Source organism: Mesorhizobium sp. B2-4-6 (assembly GCF_006442775.1).
GTDB lineage: Bacteria > Pseudomonadota > Alphaproteobacteria > Rhizobiales > Rhizobiaceae > Mesorhizobium.
In genome coordinates this window covers 1-19,481 of record NZ_VFVI01000002.1, presented here as the reverse complement: position 1 = coordinate 19,481, position 19,481 = coordinate 1, and the positions used below count along the sequence as shown (strand labels likewise).

General features: G+C 62.1%; 24 protein-coding genes. 12 read left to right on the top strand and 12 right to left on the bottom strand.

Features of this window, described 5'->3' with window-relative positions; genetic code table 11:
• Nucleotides 1-388 precede the first annotated feature (388 nt).
• Both FJ957_RS05900 and FJ957_RS05895 read right to left on the bottom strand, forming a co-directional pair.
• Nucleotides 389-820, bottom strand: coding sequence for a CBS domain-containing protein (locus tag FJ957_RS05900; RefSeq protein ID WP_140541349.1), 432 nt, complete (start codon nt 818-820; stop codon nt 389-391).
• A 232-nt stretch (nt 821-1,052) separates the two neighbouring features.
• Nucleotides 1,053-1,790: a rhomboid family intramembrane serine protease gene (locus FJ957_RS05895; protein ID WP_140829635.1), complete on the bottom strand. Its 738-nt coding sequence runs from the start codon at nt 1,788-1,790 to the stop codon at nt 1,053-1,055.
• Nucleotides 1,791-2,216: 426 nt separating this feature from the next.
• Here FJ957_RS05895 and FJ957_RS05890 point away from each other — a divergent pair, with 426 nt between their 5' ends.
• From FJ957_RS05890 to FJ957_RS05870, 5 genes are all read left to right on the top strand, one after another.
• On the top strand, nt 2,217-2,855 hold the full coding sequence (locus FJ957_RS05890; protein WP_140829633.1) for a PAS domain-containing protein: 639 nt from the start codon (nt 2,217-2,219) through the stop codon (nt 2,853-2,855).
• A 173-nt stretch (nt 2,856-3,028) separates the two neighbouring features.
• Nucleotides 3,029-3,646: a PilZ domain-containing protein gene (locus FJ957_RS05885; protein ID WP_140829630.1), complete on the top strand. Its 618-nt coding sequence runs from the start codon at nt 3,029-3,031 to the stop codon at nt 3,644-3,646.
• Nucleotides 3,647-3,941: 295 nt separating this feature from the next.
• Nucleotides 3,942-4,547, top strand: coding sequence for a transglutaminase-like cysteine peptidase (locus FJ957_RS05880; protein ID WP_140829626.1), 606 nt, complete (start codon nt 3,942-3,944; stop codon nt 4,545-4,547).
• Nucleotides 4,548-4,801: 254 nt separating this feature from the next.
• Nucleotides 4,802-5,551, top strand: a complete 750-nt coding sequence (locus tag FJ957_RS05875; protein ID WP_140829624.1) for an NYN domain-containing protein — start codon at nt 4,802-4,804, stop codon at nt 5,549-5,551.
• A gap of 7 nt (nt 5,552-5,558) precedes the next feature.
• The gene (locus tag FJ957_RS05870; RefSeq protein WP_140829622.1) at nt 5,559-6,110 is read left to right on the top strand and encodes an ankyrin repeat domain-containing protein; all 552 of its coding nucleotides are present in this window, start codon (nt 5,559-5,561) and stop codon (nt 6,108-6,110) included.
• 27 nt (nt 6,111-6,137) lie between these two features.
• Here FJ957_RS05870 and FJ957_RS05865 read toward each other — a convergent pair whose 3' ends face one another.
• Both FJ957_RS05865 and FJ957_RS05860 read right to left on the bottom strand, forming a co-directional pair.
• Nucleotides 6,138-6,665: a gamma carbonic anhydrase family protein gene (locus FJ957_RS05865; RefSeq protein ID WP_140829620.1), complete on the bottom strand. Its 528-nt coding sequence runs from the start codon at nt 6,663-6,665 to the stop codon at nt 6,138-6,140.
• Nucleotides 6,666-6,684: 19 nt separating this feature from the next.
• Complete coding sequence (locus FJ957_RS05860; RefSeq protein WP_140829618.1) at nt 6,685-7,029, bottom strand: hypothetical protein; 345 nt, start codon at nt 7,027-7,029, stop codon at nt 6,685-6,687.
• Nucleotides 7,030-7,139: 110 nt separating this feature from the next.
• Between FJ957_RS05860 and FJ957_RS05855 the strand changes: the two genes are divergently transcribed.
• Nucleotides 7,140-7,868 (top strand): hypothetical protein, encoded by a 729-nt coding sequence (locus FJ957_RS05855; protein WP_140829616.1) that lies wholly within the window; start codon nt 7,140-7,142, stop codon nt 7,866-7,868.
• Nucleotides 7,869-8,033: 165 nt separating this feature from the next.
• Entirely contained in the window at nt 8,034-9,272 is a 1,239-nt protein-coding gene (locus FJ957_RS05850) for a cytochrome P450 (RefSeq protein WP_140829614.1), read from the top strand.
• A 43-nt stretch (nt 9,273-9,315) separates the two neighbouring features.
• Here the strand turns inward: FJ957_RS05850 and FJ957_RS05845 are convergent, their stop codons facing one another.
• Nucleotides 9,316-9,945: a TetR/AcrR family transcriptional regulator gene (locus FJ957_RS05845; protein ID WP_140829612.1), complete on the bottom strand. Its 630-nt coding sequence runs from the start codon at nt 9,943-9,945 to the stop codon at nt 9,316-9,318.
• 86 nt (nt 9,946-10,031) lie between these two features.
• Here FJ957_RS05845 and FJ957_RS05840 point away from each other — a divergent pair, with 86 nt between their 5' ends.
• On the top strand, nt 10,032-10,805 hold the full coding sequence (locus FJ957_RS05840; RefSeq protein WP_140829610.1) for an SDR family oxidoreductase: 774 nt from the start codon (nt 10,032-10,034) through the stop codon (nt 10,803-10,805).
• A 134-nt stretch (nt 10,806-10,939) separates the two neighbouring features.
• Here FJ957_RS05840 and FJ957_RS05835 read toward each other — a convergent pair whose 3' ends face one another.
• The 6 genes from FJ957_RS05835 to FJ957_RS05810 all read right to left on the bottom strand — a co-directional run bounded on the left by FJ957_RS05835 (nt 10,940) and on the right by FJ957_RS05810 (nt 15,658).
• Nucleotides 10,940-11,284, bottom strand: coding sequence for a cupin domain-containing protein (locus FJ957_RS05835; protein ID WP_140829608.1), 345 nt, complete (start codon nt 11,282-11,284; stop codon nt 10,940-10,942).
• Between the two features lies 1 nt (nt 11,285).
• Complete coding sequence (locus tag FJ957_RS05830; protein WP_095767629.1) at nt 11,286-12,566, bottom strand: O-acetylhomoserine aminocarboxypropyltransferase; 1,281 nt, start codon at nt 12,564-12,566, stop codon at nt 11,286-11,288.
• Between the two features lie 159 nt (nt 12,567-12,725).
• Nucleotides 12,726-13,247 (bottom strand): CoA-binding protein, encoded by a 522-nt coding sequence (locus FJ957_RS05825; RefSeq protein WP_140829605.1) that lies wholly within the window; start codon nt 13,245-13,247, stop codon nt 12,726-12,728.
• Complete coding sequence (locus FJ957_RS05820; protein WP_140829603.1) at nt 13,244-13,999, bottom strand: GNAT family N-acetyltransferase; 756 nt, start codon at nt 13,997-13,999, stop codon at nt 13,244-13,246. The genes FJ957_RS05825 and FJ957_RS05820 overlap by 4 nt, the downstream gene beginning before the upstream one ends.
• A gap of 4 nt (nt 14,000-14,003) precedes the next feature.
• Nucleotides 14,004-14,792: an AAA family ATPase gene (locus FJ957_RS05815; protein WP_140829601.1), complete on the bottom strand. Its 789-nt coding sequence runs from the start codon at nt 14,790-14,792 to the stop codon at nt 14,004-14,006.
• Nucleotides 14,793-14,836: 44 nt separating this feature from the next.
• Nucleotides 14,837-15,658 (bottom strand): enoyl-CoA hydratase, encoded by an 822-nt coding sequence (locus FJ957_RS05810; protein ID WP_140829599.1) that lies wholly within the window; start codon nt 15,656-15,658, stop codon nt 14,837-14,839.
• A gap of 137 nt (nt 15,659-15,795) precedes the next feature.
• Between FJ957_RS05810 and FJ957_RS05805 the strand changes: the two genes are divergently transcribed.
• From FJ957_RS05805 to rpsI, 3 genes are all read left to right on the top strand, one after another.
• Complete coding sequence (locus tag FJ957_RS05805; protein WP_140829597.1) at nt 15,796-16,260, top strand: PaaI family thioesterase; 465 nt, start codon at nt 15,796-15,798, stop codon at nt 16,258-16,260.
• A gap of 227 nt (nt 16,261-16,487) precedes the next feature.
• The gene (rplM, locus tag FJ957_RS05800; protein ID WP_140829595.1) at nt 16,488-16,952 is read left to right on the top strand and encodes a 50S ribosomal protein L13; all 465 of its coding nucleotides are present in this window, start codon (nt 16,488-16,490) and stop codon (nt 16,950-16,952) included.
• Nucleotides 16,952-17,422: a 30S ribosomal protein S9 gene (rpsI, locus tag FJ957_RS05795; RefSeq protein WP_040983171.1), complete on the top strand. Its 471-nt coding sequence runs from the start codon at nt 16,952-16,954 to the stop codon at nt 17,420-17,422. Before rplM ends, rpsI begins: the two co-directional genes overlap by 1 nt.
• Nucleotides 17,423-17,474: 52 nt before the next feature.
• Here the strand turns inward: rpsI and FJ957_RS05790 are convergent, their stop codons facing one another.
• On the bottom strand, nt 17,475-18,386 hold the full coding sequence (locus FJ957_RS05790) for a LysR family transcriptional regulator (protein WP_140829593.1): 912 nt from the start codon (nt 18,384-18,386) through the stop codon (nt 17,475-17,477).
• A gap of 94 nt (nt 18,387-18,480) precedes the next feature.
• On the opposite strand from FJ957_RS05790, the gene FJ957_RS05785 reads away from it, so the two are divergent.
• Complete coding sequence (locus tag FJ957_RS05785) at nt 18,481-19,353, top strand: aldo/keto reductase family oxidoreductase (protein WP_140829591.1); 873 nt, start codon at nt 18,481-18,483, stop codon at nt 19,351-19,353.
• Nucleotides 19,354-19,481 lie beyond the last annotated feature (128 nt).

Below are 19,481 nucleotides of genomic sequence, written 5' to 3'. Positions count from 1 at the left end.
GCACTCATTGAGAGGCATTAATGCACACCGAGATGCATTAATGCACATTTTGGGTGCGCAACTTCGCTAGTGCAAACCGCCTTGCGAGACAAGCGCAAAGCCCGCACGCTCGCCTTTTCCGCCGCCTTCGCCTAGTGGACACCCATTCCAATGGAGAATGGATGTCCACCTACGCTCAGTCCCGGTGAAGCCCTGACCTCCTGAGCGAGACAGGGCAGAAAAACCTGAAACCCCGTGCCGCGATGTCTCGCGGCGCTGGTTTTTGTTGTTTTCCTGGGAATTCTCCAATGGACACCCGACGCGGGCTTGAGCTCGTGAGCGCCGAACTCGACAACCGCTAATGCCCAATACCGCCGGCCGAAACGCCGGCGGCACCTTTCGGTTTGCTTCAGGCCGTGGCGATGTAGGCCCTGATCTCTTCGGCTTCGCGCTCGACATCCTCGATGCGGCGCTTGACCACGTCGCCGATGGAGACGATGCCATCAAGCTGGCCGCCCTTTTCCACCGGCAGATGGCGGAAGCGGCCTCGCGTCATGATCTCCATGACCTCGTTGACCGTGTGGTTTTCATTGCAGATCTTGACCTTCGGCGTCATCGCCGAGCGCACGGCGATGTCGAGCGCGGCGGCGCCCTCCTTGGCCACCACCCTGACGATATCGCGTTCCGAGAGAATGCCGACGATCTTGCGATCGCCATTGGTGATGACGAGCGCGCCGATCCTGTGCTCGGCCAGCATGCGAATGGCCTCGCTGAGTTTTTCATTGGGCCCGAGCGTGAACACGTCATGGCCCTTGCTTTCAAGAATTGCCTTAACCGTCATGGCGTCCTCCACTGCCTTTGACGCCGGCTCCCGCCCTGACCGGCATTTGAGCCCCGGCGCCCTTAGGAAGACACTGGGTGCTTGGGCAACATCGTGCGCCGTGATTGGTTGCATTTCAAGTGCGCCTAAGGACTAGATCAGGACGGCGTTTCGTTGAATCGCCATCCTGATCTATCTCTTGTTGGAGCATGATCTTCTCCGAAAGCCGGTTCCCACTTTTCGGGATCATGCTCTAGGCGGCAGCCATCGGACGGTCGAAAAAACGCAACCCGAAAAAGCCGGCGACGAAGCCGCCGATATGGGCTTCCCAGGCGATCTGACCATCGATGCCCGGCGCGAAGCCAAGCAGGCCCGTGGCCAGATTGATCACCATCCAAACGCCAAGAAAGGTCATGACGCCGCGCGAGCGCAGCACGGATGCGATCGGCAGCGGCTCGCCGGCGAAGGCCGCGCTGCCTGACGAGCGGTCGACGCGGAACCCATAGCGCGCAGCCGCGCCCATCATGCCGGAGATGGCACCCGAGGCACCGACGAGCGGTGCCTCGCCATAGGGATGCAGCGCCCAGAACAGAACGACCGAAGCCAGCCCTGTCACGGCGTAGAACATCGCGAAACGCAGCGCGCCGAGACGATTGGCGAGCGGCGAACCGAAGGCTGCAAGCCAGATCATGTTGATGGCGATATGGGCAATGCCCCCATGCATGAACGCATAAGTGAACGGACGCGTGAACAGGAACCAGTCGAAGCCGTACTGGCCGGTGTACAGCACCGGAATGAAGGCACCGTCGTAGAGCAGCGTCATTTGCTGCGCTTCGTTCAGCACGTATTGCTGCAGCAGATAGACGACCGCGCATATGCCGATCACGGCGAGCACGACCGGCGGCAGGTTGAACACGGGTTCGCGGCGGCGCGGCTCGGAAGCCTCGTCCGGCGTCGGTTCGGTTTCGGTGGGGCTTGCAGGCTCGCTCATGCGCCTTTGCGGGTCTGGGGCTTAGGGCTTTCGGCGAGCATGTAGATCACGCCCTTTCGAATCACAAACGGCTAATCGCCACAGCCCAGATCAGAACAAGGAGCGAATCAGAACGGAGCGAATCAAAAAAGAAGGCCGTCCAGGATTTCCCTGAACGGCCGGTCGAGTCCCCTGCTCCCCATAAACTCGTGACTGAAGTGCTGCCGATCGCTGCAGGAACGACCGTTTTGGAGTGGTTTTGATGTGTCACAGGCCTCGGCGGCACGCAATGTAAACCACTTGTTAACCTTAACGACCCCGAAGCGTGAACAAACGTTAACGATACTGGCACGCATCCTGCTCCGCACCGCATGAAGGTCATCGGAGGGCGCCCTGTCTGTTCGCCGATGGGACATCAAAAGACAGATTGTGCGGAGCGGAATGGACATGAAAGAAAAAGGATCAATCGCACTGTTCCAATATTGGAACCAGCTGCGGGATGGTCGCCTCGCCCCGAAGCGATCGGAGGTGGAGCCGGCCGACATCAAGTCGCTTCTGGCCGACACCTTCATCCTGGAGCGCGACACGCGCGGCGAGGCGGTGTTCCGGCTCGCCGGCACGCGGCTCTGCGCCTATTATGGCCGGGAGCTCAAGGGGTTCTCCTTCCCTTCGCTCTGGCGCGAGAAGGATCAGCGGCTTGTGTCGCGACTCATGCAGGGCGTTTTCGACCAGAAATCGGTTCTGCTCATGACCTATGAGGGGTTCAGCCGCAACGGCCGTTCCAACAAATTCGAGCTCCTAGCGCTGCCGCTGGACGGGGGCGCACAGAACCCGCGCTGCCTCGGCATCGTCAGCACCGCCGACAAGCCGTTCTGGCTTGGCGCCGATCCGCTGACCGATGCGCTCCTCGATACGATCCGGGTGATAGATCCCGAGAAGGAGCCGATGTTCCTGAAGAACCGACCGGCGATCGACGTTCCCTCGCTCGTTCCGGCGGAATTCGATCCTCCGGAGACCATTTCTGCGCTCGGCCGCGTGCGCCGGATCCGCCATCTCGTCGTCCTCGACGGCGGGCGTCACGAGTGAGCCCGGCTGTGTGAGGTTTCCCGTCGCTTCCGGTAAATTTTTCCGCGTCGCGCGAGCCCCCAGGCCCAGGCTTTTGCGGCCGATTTTTCCCGTTTGTTAACCTGCTTTGCTGTAGTTTTTCGGGTGAAATTCCTCGCATCGTCGCGCGGAATGCCAACGGGGTGTAGGCAGTCATGAGGTCAGCGGCGGTAGAATATGCGCCGTCACGAGCTGAGCGGCGCAACTTTCAGCGTGTCCGCGTCAAGATTTACGGGCGCTTCATGCTCGAAGACCGCACCGAGCATCCTTGCCAGGTGATCGATATGTCGCCCGGCAATGTTGCGTTGCGTACGGACCGGATCGGCATGCCGGGCGAGAAGGTCATCGCCTATATCGACCATATCGGTCGTGTCGAAGGCATCGTGACGCGCACGTCGCAGGACGGCTTCGCCATGACCGTCATCGCTTCGGAGCGCAAGAAGGACAAGCTTGCCGCGCAGCTCACCTGGCTTGCCAACAAGCATGAGCTCGACCTGCCTGAGGATCGCCGCCACGAGCGCGTGGCGCCGCGCAATCCGATGAGCATCCTGCAACTCACCGACGGGCGCCAGTATCAGTGCCGCATCATCGACCTGTCGCTCTCAGGTGCTGCCGTCGAGATCGACGTCAAGCCGGCGATCGGCGTCCAGGTCACGTTAGGCACGATGCGCGGCCAGGTGGTGCGCCATTTTGAGGACGGCGTCGCCATCGAGTTCGCCGTTATCCAGCGGCCGGAAACGCTTGACCAGGAATTCAACGCGCCGCGCTCCTGAGACGCGCGACGCGCGCTCCTGAGACGAGCTGAAGCCCGCTCCCGAGACGAGCCGACGCAAGCAAAGCAAACCGGCCTTGGCGGCCGGTTTTTGTTGTCCGGTCTTGGGGTCGGACGCGGGCCGCCAGTGACATCAGAACCTTGCGCGGGCCGAATGAAAATCTGAACAATCCGAAATCCCGATAGTTCAAATTTTATGTTTATTCTACTGGCGTTTTACTCAATATCTACTTCGGGTTTTTGCGTCAAATAAATCCCAACGTGGCACAGTCTCCTTAAACGGGGAGACTACAACAATGAAAATGACGAGGGGCAAGCTGTTGCTCTTGGCAATGGCGATGCAGCTTTCCGCGTGGGGCACGGCAAGCGCAGGACCGGCTTTCATGCATACGGGTGGCCGCACCACCCAGCCGGTCGGCCACTACGATTTCTGCCAGCGCATTCCGGTCGAATGCAACCAACGGACGCCGAAGGGGCCGCCGGTCGAGCTGACGCGCAAGCTGTGGGCGATGATCGTCAACGTCAACAATTCGGTCAACGTCCGGGTCAAGCCGCGCACCGACATGGAGATCTACGGCGTCGAGGAATACTGGGCTTACCCCGATAACGGCTATGGCGACTGCGAGGACTACGCGCTGGAGAAGCGCCGCGAGCTGATGGCCGTCGGCGTGCCGGCCGGCAACCTGTTGATGACAGTGGTGCGCCAGCCGAATGGCGACGGCCATGCGGTGCTGACGGTGCGCACCAGCCTCGGCGAATTCATCCTCGACAATCTCGAGCCGAAAGTGCTCGCCTGGAACGACACGGTCTACACCTACCTCAAGCGCCAATCGACCGAGAATTCGGGCGCTTGGGTGACGATCAACGACGGTCGCGAGGACGCGGTCGCCAGCGTGCGCTAAGGCGCCAAAGCGATCAGGTACGCCGCCCATGATGCGGCGGCGTGCCCAAGAGAAAGCCCGGTCGAGTCCCCACCCTCCCCGTCCCCAACGACCGGGTTTTAGGAGCCGGCCCCTGTCCCCGGGGCCGGCTCCGCTGTTTTTGATGATACGGATCCGGTGGCCTGAATTTCTGTTTGGGAGGCGCTCTGCTACAACAGAAGATAGCGCGAAACTCTTCTCCTGTTTGCCTGCGCGCCAACCGTGGAATATTCTGCATGCCGAACGAACCCCGATCACCTCGCCTTGCGGTTCTTATCGACGCCGACAACGCCTCCGCGAAGATTGCCGACGGACTGTTCGAGGAGATCGCGAAGATCGGCGAGGCAAGCGTTCGCCGCATCTATGGTGATTTCTCGAACGCCCGGTCGAAGAACTGGGCAGAGGTTCTGTCGAAGCACGCGATCATTCCGCAGCAACAATTCGCTTACATCACGGGCAAGAACGCTTCGGATATCACACTGGTGATCGACGCGATGGATTTGCTGCATAGCGGCCGGTTCGACGGTTTCTGTCTGGTGTCTTCCGACAGCGATTTCACTCGCCTTGCCGCGCGGATACGCGAGCAAGGCGTCGACGTGTTCGGATTTGGGGAGCAAAAGACCCCGGAGAGCTTCCGGCAGGCATGTCGCCGTTTCGTCTATACCGAAAACCTTCTCCAAGGCGCGGAGAACGCTCAAGATGCCGCTCCTGCGACGAAGCCGCTTCAGGCGCCGACGGCCGCTACGCCCATTCTGAAGAAGGTCATCGGCCAGATGGAGAGTGAGGACGGTTGGGTGCTTCTAGGCACCTTTGGCAAGCAGCTCTCAAATCTCTTTTCCGATTTCGACCCGCGTACCTACGGCTTCAGCAAACTGAGCGATCTGGTAAGGAAAACGGCCGCCTTCGACATCGAAAATCCCAAAGGCGGGTCCATGCGGATACGGGTCAAACCTGCCGAGAAGAAAGGAAAGGGCAGATCCGGGTAACGCGATCATGTTAGAGATCCCTGAAGACCGATGCGAGCGCGCCAAGCTGTTCAGGGCGATCGACGACGCCTTTAAAGCAGGTGATTTCGAGACCCTTGGCAAAACGCTTGGTGGAGCGCCGCGCTGGTTCGACGAGAGGATGCCGTTCGAGCTCGGCCTTGGTCATCCGCTGGAATATGCGATCTACTGGAGCCCGGCCGCGTTCATCACCGCCTTGCTCGATGCCGGGTCGAATCCGAATTACGAGGATCCTGCCGGCTTCCCTTCGATCATTGCGGCGTTGTCGACGGAACGGCCGGACAGGCTGGATGTCGTCCACGTCCTGCTTGGACACGGCGCCGACCCGGATATGCGCGGCGTGAACGACTGGACGCCGCTGCATTATGCGGTGTCCCGGCGTGATGCCGACGCGATCCGTCTGTTGCTCCTTTCAGGCGCGGACCCGTCGCTGCGGACTCGCATCGACGACTATGAAACGGCACTGGCAGGCGCCGAGCAGGCCGGCTTCGAGGCCGGCGCCTTTCTGTTGCGTGAAGCGATGAACAATCGACGCGGATGACCACGCGCGAAGCGGGCCGCCGCGCCGTCACGCCGTCTTGAGTTTGGCCTTGAAGCGTTTGGCATTGGCCACGTAGTGAGCCGCCGAGACCCGCAGCCTTTCGATCGCCGCTTTGTCCAGTGTTCTGATCACCTTGGCGGGCGAGCCGACGATCAGCGAATTGTCAGGAAAAACCTTGTTTTCCGTCACCAGGGCGCCGGCGCCGACCAGCGAGTTGTTGCCGATCCTGGCGCCGTTCAGCACGATGGCGCCCATGCCGATCAGGCTGTTGTCGCCGATCGTGCAGCCATGCAGCAGCGCCCGGTGGCCGATCGTGCAGCCTTCGCCGATGGTCAGCGGAAAGCCGGGGTCGGTATGCATGATCGTATGCTCCTGCACATTGGTGTCGGCGCCGATCGCAATGAGTTCGCCATCGCCGCGGATGACGGTGCCGAACCAGAAGCCGACATTGCGGCCGATCCGGATATTGCCGATCAGCGTCGCGTCGGGCGCGACCCAGTTCGTATCGGCGTCCTCGAACTCAGGCGCCTTCCCATCGATCGCATAGACCGGCATCGTTCGTCTCCGATTCGTCTCAACCAGCGAATTCGAAAGACCCTAGGTTGGCGGTCGCCCAGGATGCAATGGCGATGAGCACGACGCCGAGCGCCAGCGCCCAGGCGATGACCGTGCAGCCGCAGGACAACAGCGCCGTCGTGCCGATGCGGCCCTCGCGCCGGGCGGCCAAAGCCTCGTTGGTGAGCATGAACGGGCCGGCGCAAGCCGTTGCCGCCAGCGAACGCAGGATATGGACGGGCGAAACATAGGGCTCGGCAAAGGCCAGGCGCCGGCCGGACAACAGTTCCATGGCCGATCCGGCCAGCCCGCAGGCCGTTAGACCAACAGCAAAAGCGTAAAGAACAAGCACAACGGGATCCATGTTTACCAACCGTTTACCATGAAAACGCACAGTCGTGCCAATGCGCTGCAAGAGCCATGCCGCGCGGGCTGTGCCGCCGAAGGACACGTGGGCGGATCGGGGAAGAGCAAATGAGCGAGGCAAATGTTGCCGAGAGCGCGGACTTCGAGGTCGTCAACTCGACCTTGATGAAGCGGGTCTTCTATGCCTTCGCGGCGCTGGCGCTGCTTTCGATTGCCATCAGCGTCGGCGGCAAATGGCTCGGCCGGTCGATCGCCATGGCCGGCTATACGGATGACATGACGGTGCGCCGGATCGTCATGGGCAACAATCTCATCAGCGTGCCGGCAAACTTCATCCGCTTCGACCAGGCCAGGCGCGACGGCATCGCCTCGCGGCTCGATCTCTATCTGCGCTATCCCGAGATGGACGGCTACAGCACGGCCTCGCGCGACGACTTCAACCATGCGACGACCAGGAAGATCATCTTCCTGTCGTTCGAGCCGCGCATGATGTCGCGCGACATGAGCGGCCGTTTCGCGCCGATCTACAGCGCCTTGATCGAAAAGCCGGGCACGCCCGGTCCGGGCGGCACGACGGTTTACGCCTTCACGGAAAAATCAGGCTATCTCAATGAGGTGCTGGCCGTCGCGGGACGTTCCGGCAAGGATCCATTTGTCGCCCGTTGCCTCAGCGGTCCGAGCGCGGAGGAATCGCTGGCGCCCTGCGAGCGCGACATTCAGGTCGGCGACGATCTCAGTCTCACCTACCGTTTTCCGCGCGAGTTGCTGGCGAACTGGCCGGCGCTCGACGCGGCGATCGCCGCTAAGGTCGCGAGCATGCTCAAGACGGGCCACTGACCCCATCAATTAGCCGGCCATCAAACTAGATCATTTCGGCGCGCAGCCGACGACGATCACATTCATCGAAACACCCTTCCCGGCTCGCATGGCTCAACGCTTCGACTTCACGGGCGCCTAGATACGGTCTGGCATCAAGCTGACAAGGCGCGCTAATAGTCAACCATGATACCAGCCTACCTCGCCTTCGACCCCGCCGGTCGCCGCCTGCGCCTCGATCCGCACGAACCAGCCTTCGTGCAGAACCCTTATGAGGCCTACGCCTTCCTGCACGGCGTCGCGAACGCCTTCTTCTGGGAGGACTACGGTTTCTGGTGCTTTGGCGGCTTCGATGACGTCAACCGGCTGCTGCGCGATCGCCGTTTCGGTCGCCAGAACCCGGCCGGGATTCCCGACAGCCGCGGCGTCGGCGACGACCGCTCGCATCTCGCGGCCTTCGACGCGATCGAGGCCAATTCCATGCTGGAGCTCGAACCGCCGGTGCATACGCGGCTCAGAACGCTGGTCAACCGGGCCTTCGTCTCACGCCAGGTCGAGCGGCTGCGGCCGCGTATCGAGCTGCTGGCCAACGAGTTGATCGACCGCTTCGAACCGAACGGCGTCGACCTTCTGCCCGCCTATGCCTCGCCCTTGCCGATCACCATCATTGCGGAAATGCTCGGCGTTCCGGCCGAGATGGGGCCGCGACTGCTCGATTGGTCGCACCAGATGGTCGCCATGTACATGCACGGCCGCACGCGCGAGGTCGAGGACACGGCCAACCGCGCCACACGCGACTTTTCTTCGTTCCTGCGCGGCTATGTGGCCGAGCGCCGCAAGAAGCCCGGCGACGACCTGCTGTCGCTGCTTATCGAAGCCCAGGATAACGGCCAGAAACTCTCGGAAGACGAGCTGGTGTCTTCGGCCATCCTGCTTCTCAACGCAGGCCACGAAGCGACCGTGCACCAGACCGGCAATGCGGTGCGCTCGATCCTGGCGCAAGGCGGCGATCCGCGCCGTTTCTTTGCGACACCCGAAGCGAATGTCGCGGTGGTCGAGGAATGCCTGCGCTACGACGCGCCGCTGCATATGTTCCTGCGCTACGCCTATGAGGAGATCGAAGTGTCGCCGGGCATATTGGTCAAGCCCGGCGAGATGGTGGCGCTGCTGCTCGGCATGGCCAATCACGACCCGTTGGCGTTCGCCGGGCCGGACACATTCAATCCGGCCCGCGCGGACCAGAAGAACGTCTCCTTCGGCGCCGGCATCCATTTCTGCATCGGCGCGCCATTGGCCAGACTGGAATTGCAGGTGTCGCTGAAGACGCTGTTCGAGCGGCTGCCGAAGTTGCGCCTCGCCGAGGAGCCACGCTTTCGCGATACGTATCATTTCCACGGACTGGAGAGGCTGGCCGTGCGCTGCTGACGCGAACCGCCCATCCGATCGCCGGTCCAATTCACAAGGGTCTTCACCTGGCCTTGCGATCCGTGTGGTTTCCAGGCCAAGCCCGCAGCGCCAGATCGACCAAGCGCTTCAGTGTCACCGTACATGCTCCATCACAGGCCTGCGCGGACATGCCTTGAACGACAGCCGAATAGAAGCGAGCAAGACTATCCGTGTCGGTTTCCGTCGGAAGTTCGCCTTCGCCGACTGCGCGATCGAAGCGCGCCTTCATAAATCGGATCGAAGCGTCCCGCCGTGCCGCTACTTCTCGGGCGACAGCCTCGTTCTCCCGGGCATGCTGGAGGACAGCAGTCGAGACCATACAGCCGCGCGGCTTGTCGGGATTAGAGACGCCCTCGGCGACGTCGTACAGGTAGAACGCAAGTGCGTCATAGGCTGACATCGGCCCCTGTAGCGCCTCGGCGCGGCGTTTGGTTTCATGCTCGATATTGTAGTCGAGTGCCTGCCGATAGAGCTCTTCCTTTGAGCCAAACGCGGCGTACAGCGAAGGCGGAGTGACCCCCATCGCTTCGGTCAGGTTGGCGATCGAGGTTCCTTCGTAGCCATGCTCCCAGAAAAGCCGCGACGCGACGCCCAGCCCGACGTCGCGATTCAGCGCTCTTGGTCTGCCACGTTTCCGGACCGGTTCATTCATTTTTATATCGACTCCTATAAAAATCATTGACAGGAGGTTTCCTGTAAAATATATCGATCGCTATAAAAATAGCAAGAGAGAGAGTTATGTCAGGGAAATTGTCGGCCAAAACAGCCTTGGTGACGGGCAGTTCGGGTGGCATCGGCCGTGCGGCAGCACTTGCCTTTGCAAAGGAGGGCGCAGCTTTCATTGCCGTTCACTACGCCAGAAACGTGGAGGCAGCCCAGGCCGTCGTTCGCGAGATCGAGGCGCTTGGCGCAAAATCCGTCGCCATCCAAGCGGACCTTGCCAGTGGCAAGAGCGCGGTTGACAGTCTTTGGGAACAGTTCAAGGCAGCTGCAATTGTCGCCACTGGCGAGCCTTCACTGGATATCCTTGTCAACACTGCAGGCGTTTCGCCCGCGGTCCCCCTGATGGAAACCAGCGAGCCTGTCTTCGATGAGATCATGGCTGTCAACGTGAAAGCCCCTTTCTTTCTCATTCAGGCGGCTGCCAATCAGATCCGCGACAACGGCCGTATCATCAACATCTCGACGGGCTTCACGCGCGTCGCGGCCCCGACTCATCCAGCCTACGCCGCATCGAAGGGCGCGGTCGAAACGCTGACCTTGGCGCTCGCACCTGAATTTGGTCGCCGCGGCATCACGGTGAACACGGTTATGCCCGGCGTTACGGAGACCGGTATGAACGCATCGTGGATCACAATCCCAGAAGCGCGGGCCCAGGCGGAAGCTCTGTCGGTGTTCTCGCGCATCGGCCAGCCCAATGACGTTGCCGACGTCATAGCCTTTCTGGCCTCTGCTCAGGCGCGCTGGACGACGGGACAAGTGATCGACGCAACCGGCGGCGCTCGGCTCTAGTTTGGGTCGGCTGTAGTGACGCGTATGAGAGCGAGCGCGTCGCTCGTATGTGCGAACCAAACAAGGCGGCGGTTGCCGAGACGGCTTCACAATCGCAGCCACGCGGTCCTGCTCAAATCGTTCACGCCGCCTGTTTAGAGCCTAATCACATATTCCTTGCGGGTTGTCTCAAGCACTTCCCAGCTGCCTTTGAAGCCGGGGCGCAACACAAAACTGTCGCCTGCACGCACGGTGCGGGCCGCGCCGCCGTCCTCGGTGATCACCGAAACGCCGGAGAGAATGTGGCAGAACTCCCACTCGTCATAGAGAATGCGCCATTTGCCCGGCGTCGCTTCCCATATGCCGGCATAGAGGCCACCGTCCCGCTGCTCGACATTCCAGGTGCGAAATTTCGGATCGCCCGAAATCACCCGATCGGAGGCCGGCGCGCCGGCCTCCGGTTCGACGGTATCGGTGCTGACCGCAAGGAAGGCCGACATATCAGACCTTGCCGAGCGCTTGCTCGAGATCGGCGACGATGTCGTTGACGTCCTCGATGCCGACCGAAAGGCGGACGGTGTCAGGTCCGGCGCCGGCCTTGACCTTCTGCTCGTCGGAAAGCTGGCGATGCGTGGTCGAGGCCGGATGAATGACCAGCGACTTGGTGTCGCCGACATTGGCGAGGTGCGAGAACAGTTCGAGCGCCTCGACGAATTTGATGCCGGCCTCGTAGCCGCCCTTGAGGCCGAAGGTGAACACCGCGCCTGCGCCCTGCGGCGAATATTTCTTCTGCAGCGCGTTGTTCTTGTCGCCCGGAAGGCCGGGATAGTTCACCCAGGCAACCTTGGGATGGTTCGACAGCCAGCCGGCAACGCTCGCGGCATTGTCGCAATGACGCTGCATGCGCAGCGGCAGCGTTTCCAGGCCGGTCAGGATCAGGAAGGCGTTGAAGGGCGAGATCGCCGGGCCAATGTCGCGCAGGCCGAGCACGCGGGCGGCAATCGCGAAGGCGAAGTTGCCGAAGGTCTCGTGCAGGACGAGGCCGCCATATTCAGGGCGCGGCTCCGACAGCATCGGGTATTTGCCGGATTTCGACCAGTCGAATGTACCGCCATCGACGATGACGCCGCCGATCGAATTGCCGTGGCCGCCGATGAACTTGGTCAGCGAGTGCACGACGATGTCGGCGCCGTGCTCGATGGGCCGGACCAGATAGGGCGAGGCCAGCGTGTTGTCGACGATCAACGGCAGGCCGTGCTTGCGGGCGATGTCGCCGATCTTCTCGATATCGACGAAGACGCCGCCGGGATTGGCAAGGCTCTCGATGAAGATCGCCTTGGTCCTGTCGTCGATCTGGCTCTCGAAAGTCGCCGGATCGTTTGCTTCTGCCCAGCGAACTTCCCAGCCGAAGTTCTTGAAGGCATGGCCGAACTGGTTGATCGAGCCGCCATAAAGCTTGTTGGCGGCGATGAAGTTGTCGCCCGGCTGCATCAGATTGTGGAAGACGATGACCTGCGCGGCGTGGCCCGAAGCGACGGCGAGCGCTGCCGTGCCGCCTTCCAGCGCCGCGACGCGTTCCTCGAGAACCGCCTGCGTCGGGTTCATGATGCGGGTGTAGATGTTGCCGAAGGCCTTCAGCCCGAACAGCGAGGCGGCATGATCGGCATCGTCGAAGACAAAGGAGGTGGTCTGGTAGATCGGCGTGGCGCGCGCGCCGGTCGCCGGATCGGGCTTGGCGCCGGCATGAACGGCTAAAGTGCTGAAACCTGGCGTGCGGGTCATCGAAACCTCCCTCTCCTACCTTTGGAAAATCGCCGGGCATTCATGCCGAAGCGCGCTAATGAATGCAAAGAAGAAAATACCTTTCGGCGTGCGATCTGCGACGAACGCCAGGAAAAATCCAATTCTTCCCGGAATAATTTTGCGCGAATTGCCGCGCGCCTATTTCTGCCTCACGCCGAAGCTCTGGAAACCCTGGCGCATCAAGGGTTTCTTCGACGACAGCACGCCGGAATTGACGCCGGTCCAGCCGATCTCGCCGGACAGCTTGCCGTATTCGATTTTCGGACAGCGGTTCATCACCACCTTGATGCCGGCAGCTTCGGCGCGGGCCGCCGCCTCGTCGTCGCGCACGCCAAGCTGCATCCAGACGACCTTGGGCAGCGGGTCGAGCTTCAGCGCCTGGTCGATAATGCCCGGCACTGCCGCCGAAGCCCGAAAAACATCCACCATGTCGACCGGATGCGGCAGATCGTCCAAGCTGGCATAGACCGTCTGTCCGAGAATCTGCTTACCGGCATGACCGGGATTGATCGGCACTACCGAAAAGCCTTTGGCCAAAAGATATTTCAGCACGAAGTAGCTTGGCCGCACATCGTTGGGCGAGGCGCCGACCATGGCGATCGTCTTCACCGAATTCAGGATGCCGGCGATGTAGCTGTTGTCGTAGGTATCGTGGTTCATGCTGCGACGGTCTTCCTGCGGTAATGGTAACGATAGAGTTCCCGGCTGAAGCCGAGAGAAGCGTAGAGTGCGCGTGCGGGCGTATTGTCGACAACCACTTGCAGGCAGCCCGCCTTGGCCCCCGCTCGCCTCGCCCAGCCGATCAGCCCGCCGACCGTCCTGCGTCCGAACCCCTGCTGCCTGAATCTGGCGTCGGTTTCAACCGCCTCGACGACAAGCAGCCCGTTGCAGATGACGCCAAAGGCAAAGGCGACGACTTCATCGTCGCGCGCGCACGATACGAATGCCTTGTCGCCGGCAATCAAACGCGTCATCTCGCGAAAGATCCGGCGTTCCGCGCCGTCATAACCGCCCGTGCGAAAGCGTGCCTCGAACCAAGGCTCGCTTGGCCCCGGGGAAACGGTGACGTCGTCGTAGCCGCCTCCCGCGAGCGCGTCGATATCGGCATGAAAATGGATCGTGCCGCCTTCCCTGCCGTAACCGCGACGGTCAAGCTCGGGCTCCAGTTCGGCCGCGATGTCGGGGATGCGAAACAACGGCGTCTGGCCGTGACCGGCATAGAACGCCTCGGCGGCATCGATTACCTTCCCCGGCGCGCCGCGTGTGCCGCGCAAGGGGTTGGCGGAATTGCTGCGCCGGATACGGCCGCCCGAGCGTCGTAACAGCCAGCCATTGGCAACGATCTCGAGCGCCGAAGGCCATGCCTCGCGGCACGCCTGTTCCATCCGCCAGTTGAGGTCGTCCTGTGCCATTTGCTCACTGCAACTCGTCGTCATCCCGCAGTGCCTCCTCCAAAAAGGTTCCAGGATCACTGCAAAAGTCGCGCATCATGCGAAAATGATCGGTGTCCCGAAAATCGATGCGGTCGAGGCCGAAGCGGCTGATGCGAAAAAGCCGAGCGTTCGGACAAGCCATCAGCAGCGGCGAGTGCGTGGCCATGATCACCTGCGCGGTGCCGGACCGCTCCATGCGTTGAAGCAGTTTCAGCAGTTCGATCTGGCGCGTCGGCGACAGCGCGCTTTCCGGCTCGTCGAGAATGTAGATGCCCTGTCTGCGGCAACGTTCCTCGAAGAAGCGGATAAAGCCTTCGCCATGCGACCAGGACAGAAAATCGGGCGGCGGCGGCCCGAACGGATCTTCGAGGGCCGCCCGGTCGAGATAGCGTGCGACGGAGTAGAAGGATTCGGCCCGAAAGAACCAGCCTGCGGTGACCTTCGGCAGCCAATGGCCGCGCAGCGTGTTGGCGAGCGCCGCGCCGCTTTTGTCGATGGCGATGGAATGATCGACGGGCATGTAGCCCTTTCCGCCGCCCGCCTCGTCATAGCCGGCCAGCGCGCCGATGGCTTCAAGCAGCGTCGATTTGCCGGTGCCGTTCTCGCCGACGATGATGGTGATGGCCGAGGCGAATTCGAACTCGAATTCGCGGCCGTGGAAGATCGGGAGGTTCCACGGATATTGGTCCCAGTCGGAGACGCGCGACGGCTCAAGCAGGATGCGCTTGAGATAGGGCGCTTTCAGCCGCGTCAGTTGCTTGCGGGCAGCCACGTCGAACCTTCAGCGTTGGGATGACGCGGCTCCATTCAAGCGGGCTACTCGTCGACCCATTCCGGCTTGCGCTTGCCGATGAAGGCGCCGATGCCTTCCTCGGCGTCGCGCGCCAGCATGTTTTCGACCATCATCCGGCCGGTATAGGCATAGGCATCGGCGAGCCCCATTTCGGCCTGGGCGTAGAAGGCTTCCTTGCCGGTCCTGACCACCAAGGACGATTTGGAAGCAATGGTTTGCGCGTATTTGTTGACAACCTGATTCAGATATTCGCGCGGCACGATGCGGTTGATCAGGCCGAACTCCTTGGCGGTCGCCGCGTCGATCGTTTCGCCGGTGAGCAGCATCTCCATCGCCTGCTTGCGCGAGACGTTGCGCGACAGCGCCACCATCGGCGTCGAGCAGAACAGGCCGATGTTGACGCCAGGCGTGCAGAAACTCGCCTCGTGCGAAGCGATGGCAAGGTCGCAGCTGGCTACCAACTGCAGGCCGGCGGCTGTGGCAAGGCCGTCGACCTCGGCGATCACCGGTTTTGGGTGGCGCACGATCGTCTGCATCAACTTCGCGCAGGCCGCGAAGGTCTTTTCGAAGAAAGCCTTGCCGCGGTCCGGCTCGGCGCGGTGCGCCGTCATTTCCTTGAGGTCGTGACCGGCGCAGAACACTTTCCCGGATCCCGCCAGGATGATGACGCGCACGGATCTGTCGGCTTTGACGCGATCGAACTCAGCCTGCAGCGCCGCCATCGCCGCCAGCGACAACGCATTGGCCGGCGGGTTGGCGAGTGTGAGGCGCAAGATGCCCTTGTCCTGGCTGACAAGAACGGGGCCGTCGGCGACGGCGGGCTTGATGGCGACGACTTCGGCCACTTTCAAAACCTCGTGCTCATGAAGCAACAGAACTAGCACGCTGCCGGTTGAAGAACAGCCGCGAGACGTGTTTTCTCCGTCGCACCGTTTGGTCCAGGCACACCGCCCGGAGCTGCTCATTCATATAGGACACCCCGATGCCAGCCCAAAGCAATCTGAAGCCAGTGCTCAACGCGGCGGAAGTCAATGCGCTGATGGCAAGCGTCTATCCGCAGCTCAACGACAATTTCACCTTCTATGAGGCGATCGATGTGTTTCCGGGCGGCTGCACGGTGCGGCTGAACGCCGACGAGCGGCATCTGCGTCCCGGTGGCACGGTATCCGGTCCGTCGCTGTTCACGCTGGCCGACATCGGCGGTTACGTCTGCGTGCTCAGCCACGCCGGGCCGGACGCGCTTTCGGTGACGGTCAACCTCGACATCAACTTCATGCGCAAGGCCGAAGCCGGTCCGATCGACGGCCATTGCCGCATCCTGAAGCTCGGCAAGAGCCTGATGGTGTTCGACATCGACATCGTCGCAGGCCCGGACTGTCACACCGTCGCCCATGCCACCGGCACCTATTCGATCCCGAGGAAGCTGGAAAATGATGTGGTAAAATAATACCACTTTATCAAACCATTGTTTTTGCTTTACTTTATCCGCTCAACTCGTTTTCAATTGCCTTGACGCATCAGCCGCCCTCGCCTATAAGCCACCCGAAGCAGCGGCCCGCAACGGCCGCCGTTTTTTATTGACGGGGCGGCTCCGGCTCTCTCGTCAATCCAAGCAACAAAAAACGCCTTCTCTTGTCCCTCGTGGACGGGAAAGATCAACCTGAGAGCAAAACCATGGCTACCTTTTCGCAGAAGCCTGCGGATGTGGTGAAGAAGTGGGTGCTGATCGACGCCGAAGGTCTCGTCGTCGGTCGTCTGGCCACTGTCATCGCCAACCATCTGCGCGGCAAGCACAAGCCCACCTTCACCCCGCATGTCGATGATGGCGACAACGTCATCGTCATCAATGCCGACAAGGTGGTGTTCACCGGCAAGAAGTACACCGACAAGGTCTACTACTGGCACACCGGCCATCCCGGCGGCATCAAGGAGCGCACCGCGCGCCAGCTGCTCGAGGGCCGTTTCCCCGAGCGCGTCGTCGAAAAGGCCGTCGAGCGCATGATCCCGCGCGGCCCGCTTGGCCGTCGCCAGATGAAGAATCTCCGCGTCTATGCAGGCGCCGAGCATCCGCACATCGCCCAGCAGCCCGTCGCGCTCGACGTGGCCAAGCTGAACTCCAAGAACAAGAGGGCTTCGTAATGGCTGAGCTTTCCTCGCTCGCAGAACTCGGCACCGTCGCCGCGCAGCCGGCCGCGCCCGTGCATGTCCAGAAGCTCGACAAGTCGGGCCGCGCCTATGCCACCGGCAAGCGCAAGAACGCCATCGCGCGCGTCTGGGTGAAGCCGGGCTCCGGCAAGATCACCGTCAACGACAAGGAATTCGCGAGCTATTTCGCGCGTCCGGTGCTGCAGATGATCCTCAACCAGCCGATCGTCGCAGCCAACCGCGCCGGCCAGTACGACATCGTCGCCACCGTCATCGGCGGCGGCCTCTCAGGCCAGGCGGGTGCTGTGCGTCACGGCATCTCCAAGGCGCTGACCTACTACGAGCCGGGCCTGCGCTCGGTGCTCAAGAAGGGTGGCTTCCTGACCCGCGACAGCCGCGTGGTCGAGCGCAAGAAGTACGGCAAGGCGAAGGCCCGCCGCAGCTTCCAGTTCTCAAAGCGCTGATCGTACGCTTACGTGTTTGTCGAAAGGCCGCCTCCGGGCGGCCTTTTGTTTTCTACTGCCAGTGTCCGGCGGGTGTTTTTATATAGTCGATGAAGGCGCGCAGCGGCGCCGGCACCAGCCGGCGTCCGGGGTAGTACAGAAACGGCCCGGAGAATTCCTGCCACCACGGCTCCAGCACAGGTTCCAGCGCGCCGCTCTCGAAATGCGGGCGCACCCAGTCCTCGAAGAGCCAGAGAATGCCGACGCCGGCGATCGCCGCATCGATGGCTAGATCGACGCCGCCACCGATGCTGACGAGCAATGGCCCCGTGGTATCCACCCGCACCACCTCGCCGTCGCGCTCGAATTCCCAAGGCGTCATGACCCCGCTCGGAAAGCGACCGCGCACGCACGCATGCCCAAGCAAGTCGCGCGGGTGTTGCGGCCGGCCGTGCCGGGCAAGATAGGCCGGAGAGGCGGAGGTGGTGAAGCGCTGGACGCGTGGCCCGATCGGCACGGCGATCATGTCCTGCTCCAGCCGCTCGTCATAGCGGATGCCGGCATCGCAGCTGGCCGCCAGCAGATCGACGAAGTTCTCCTCCGCAATCACCTCCAGCCGGATGGCCGGATAGGCTGCGAGAAATCCCGGAACGATTCTTGGCAGGACCAGCCGAGACGCGCTGATCGGGACATTGAGGCGCAACGTGCCGGCGGGCCGGTCGCGAAAACCGTTCACGACATCAAGCGCCGCTTCGACCTCACCCAGCGCCGGCGCAAGCCGGGCCAGCAGGCTGGCGCCGGCCTCGGTCAGGGCGACACTGCGCGTTGTACGATTGAAGAGCCGCACACCAAGTTGGGTTTCCAGACGACGGACGGCTTCGCTAAGCACGGACGCGCTGCCTGCCGTCACGCGGGCCGCTTCGCGAAAACCGCCGGCGCGTGCCACGGCCATAAATGCCTGGAGATCGTTGAGATCAGCCGCCATTGTTCTTAGTTCCGCACAGGTCGTGCTGGTTATATCCGGTTATCGGGACAGCGGCCATGCCCTATCTCCTCGCCGACAGCGAAGGAGAACCACGATGTCCAGCGTAAACAAATCCGGCATCTATAAACTCGGCGACCGCTCGGTCCGGCGCCTCGGCTACGGCGCCATGCAGCTTGCGGGCAAGGGCGTGTTCGGTCCGCCGAAAGACCATGACGCGGCCATCGCCGTGCTGCGCGAAGCGGTAGCGCAAGGCGTGAACCATATCGACACCAGCGATTATTACGGTCCGTACGTCACCAACAAGCTGATCCGCGAGGCGCTGTCGCCCTACCCCGACGACCTCACCATCGTCACCAAGATCGGCGCCCGTCGTGGCGAAGACGCCTCTTGGCTGCCGGCCTTCACAGCCGATGAGCTCGAACAGGCCGTGCACGACAACCTTCGCAATCTTGGCCTCGAGGTGATGGACGTCGTCAATCTGCGCATCATGTTCGGGGTGCATGGCCCAGCGGAGGGCTCCATCGAGGCGCAGGTCACCAAGCTTGCCGAGCTTCAGCGTCGGGGCTTGGTGCGCCACATCGGCCTGAGCAACGTCACCCGCACGCAGATAGCGGAAGGCCGCAAGATCTGCGACATCGTCTGCGTGCAGAACCAGTACAATCTGGCGCACCGGGACGACGACGCGCTGATCGACGAACTGGCGCGCGACGGCATCGCCTATGTGCCCTTCTTCCCGCTCGGCGGATTCAGCCCGCTGCAATCCTCGACCCTGTCGGGTGTCGCCGAACGGCTCGGCGCGACGCCGATGCAGGTGGCGCTGGCGTGGCTGTTGCGGCGCTCGCCGAACATCCTGCTGATCCCGGGCACATCCTCGGTCCGGCATCTGCGGGAGAATCTTGCGGCGGCGGATCTGGAGCTGTCGGCGGATGTGCTCCAGGCGTTGGATGGCGTGGCGAAAGCGGCGTGAGGTCGGCGCTATCACCCCGCCCGCGCCTGCGCGCCCTACCTCCCCATCGGGGCAGGGGAATCGCATATGGCGCTTTTGGGGTTGAGTTTAGGCTGAGAAAGGATTCTTTGGAGAGGCAGTTGAGCGAA